2 protein-coding genes are annotated in these 1,957 nt (G+C 62.5%); both read right to left on the reverse strand.

Translation table 11 applies throughout. From position 1 onward, the window contains the following. On the reverse strand, nt 1-1,392 hold a 1,392-nt coding region (locus EN906_RS32360; RefSeq protein ID WP_127375688.1), incomplete at its 3' end, for an FAD-dependent oxidoreductase. Next, a complete protein-coding gene (locus tag EN906_RS32365) occupies nt 1,389-1,874 on the reverse strand; it encodes a DUF559 domain-containing protein (RefSeq protein ID WP_127271897.1) in 486 nt (161 codons plus the stop codon). The genes EN906_RS32365 and EN906_RS32360, both read right to left, overlap by 4 nt. Nucleotides 1,875-1,957: the final 83 nt, after the last annotated feature.

A 1,957-nucleotide genomic window follows, 5' to 3' on the forward strand; every position in this document is an offset into this window, starting at 1 on the left:
GTGGAAGGAGACGATATCCCTGGGTTCCTTGCCTTTCGGTGCGAACCAGAGCGGCGTTTCAAGTCCCCAGCTGTCGCCCATGACGGCATTGTTGGCCAGCATCGTGTCGTAGAGCGGTGTCGTCTGCGCCGGGCGTGCCGCCGGCAGTTCCTCATTGGGGAAGCGGATGGAGAAGCGGCGCGAATAGTTTTCGCGCACCTTGGCGTTGGTGTAGCGCAGGCCTGCCCATTCGCCGAAGCGGGTGACATCCATGCCCCAGACGTCGAAGCCGGGATCGCCATGCACCATCCAGTTCGACAGCGCGAGGCCGACACCGCCGCCCTGGCTGAAGCCGGCCATGACGGCGCAGGCGCACCAGAAATTGGTCAGGCCCTGGACCGGGCCGACCAGCGGGTTGCCGTCGAGCGCGAAGGTGAAGGGGCCGTTGATGATCTGCTTGATGCCGGCTTTCTCGATGCCGGGGAAATGCTTGAAGCCGATTTCCAGCGACGGGGCGATGCGATCGAGGTCCGGCGGCAACAATTCATGGCCGAAATCCCACGGCGTGTTGACCGGCGACCACGGCTTGCAGGCCTTCTCATAGGTGCCGAGCAGGATGCCGTTGCGTTCCTGGCGGGTGTAGATCTCGCCCTTGAAGTCGAGCACGCCGATCATTTCGCGGCCGGTAGACTTGTTGAATTCCTCGACCTCCGGCATCGGCTCGGTCAGCAGATACATGTGCTCCATGGCCAGCACCGGCAGTTCGACGCCGACCATGCGGCCGATCTCGCGCGCCCACAGGCCGCCGCAATTGACGACATGCTCGGCCTTCACCGTGCCCTGTTCGGTGACGACGTTCCAGGTGCCGTCGACCTCCTGTGTCAGTTCCACAACGCGATTGCGCAGCACGATCTCGGCGCCGAGTTTTTTCGCCGCCTTGGAATAGGCGATGGTGGTGCCCGACGGATCGAGATGGCCTTCGACCGGGTCCCACATGGCGCCGACGAAGTTGGTCTCGTCCATCAGCGGGAACATCGCCTTGGCTTCGGAAGGGGTGATCAGCTCTGTGTCCATGCCGAGATAGCGGCCCTTGGCGTGGGCCAGCCGCAGGAAGTCCATGCGCTCGGGCGTGTCGGCCATCATCACGCCGCCGGTCAGGTGCAGGGAGCAGGACTGGCCGGATATTTCCTCGATCTCCTTGTAGAGCTGCACCGTATAGGCCTGCAGCTTGGCGACGTTGGGGTCGCCGTTCAGCGTGTGGAAGCCGCCCGCGGCGTGCCAGGACGAGCCGGAGGTGAGCTCCGAGCGCTCGATCAGCATGATGTCGGTCCAGCCGGCCTTGGCCAGGTGGTAGAGAACCGAGCAGCCGACGACGCCGCCGCCGATAACAACCGCTTTTACGTGAGATTTCATCTAGATAGGTCCGTTTTTGAAGAGATTGAATCGGGTGAGTGAGGCGTGAAGACAAAGCGGAGGTCGGGTGCCGTGATGTTCTCGGCTAGCCTGCCATCGAGCGCGGCGAGGATGGTTTCACAAACCGAAGTACGATGCTTCAAGACTTCATGGCTCCAAACACGCAGGATCGAATAGCCCTGGGCATGCATGAAATCGTCGCGGCGGCGGTCATAGGAACAGTCGGCGTGTTGATGTCCGTCGACTTCCACGACGAGCCATTTTTCGCGGCAAGCGAAGTCTGCGTAGTATGGTCCGATAGAGAACTGTCGCGTGAACTTGTAGCCGCCAAGTTTGCGGGCTTTTAACTCAAGCCAAAGCAGCGCTTCGGCCTGGTTGTCACCTTGCCTGAGTTTTCGGGCTCGCTGGGTGATGCCCGTTTTGCGGCGGCTGCGTGTTGCGGGGCGGGCTTCCCCCACTCCGTCTCGGCTTCGCCGAGCCACCTCTCCCCCCTCCGGAGGGAGAGGAAGGGAGCCAGCCTGCATAAGTTCGCGCCTTTCCTCTCCCCCGTCGATCGGGGGAGAGG

The organism is Mesorhizobium sp. M7A.F.Ca.CA.004.06.1.1, from assembly GCF_003999135.1.
Taxonomy (GTDB): domain Bacteria; phylum Pseudomonadota; class Alphaproteobacteria; order Rhizobiales; family Rhizobiaceae; genus Mesorhizobium.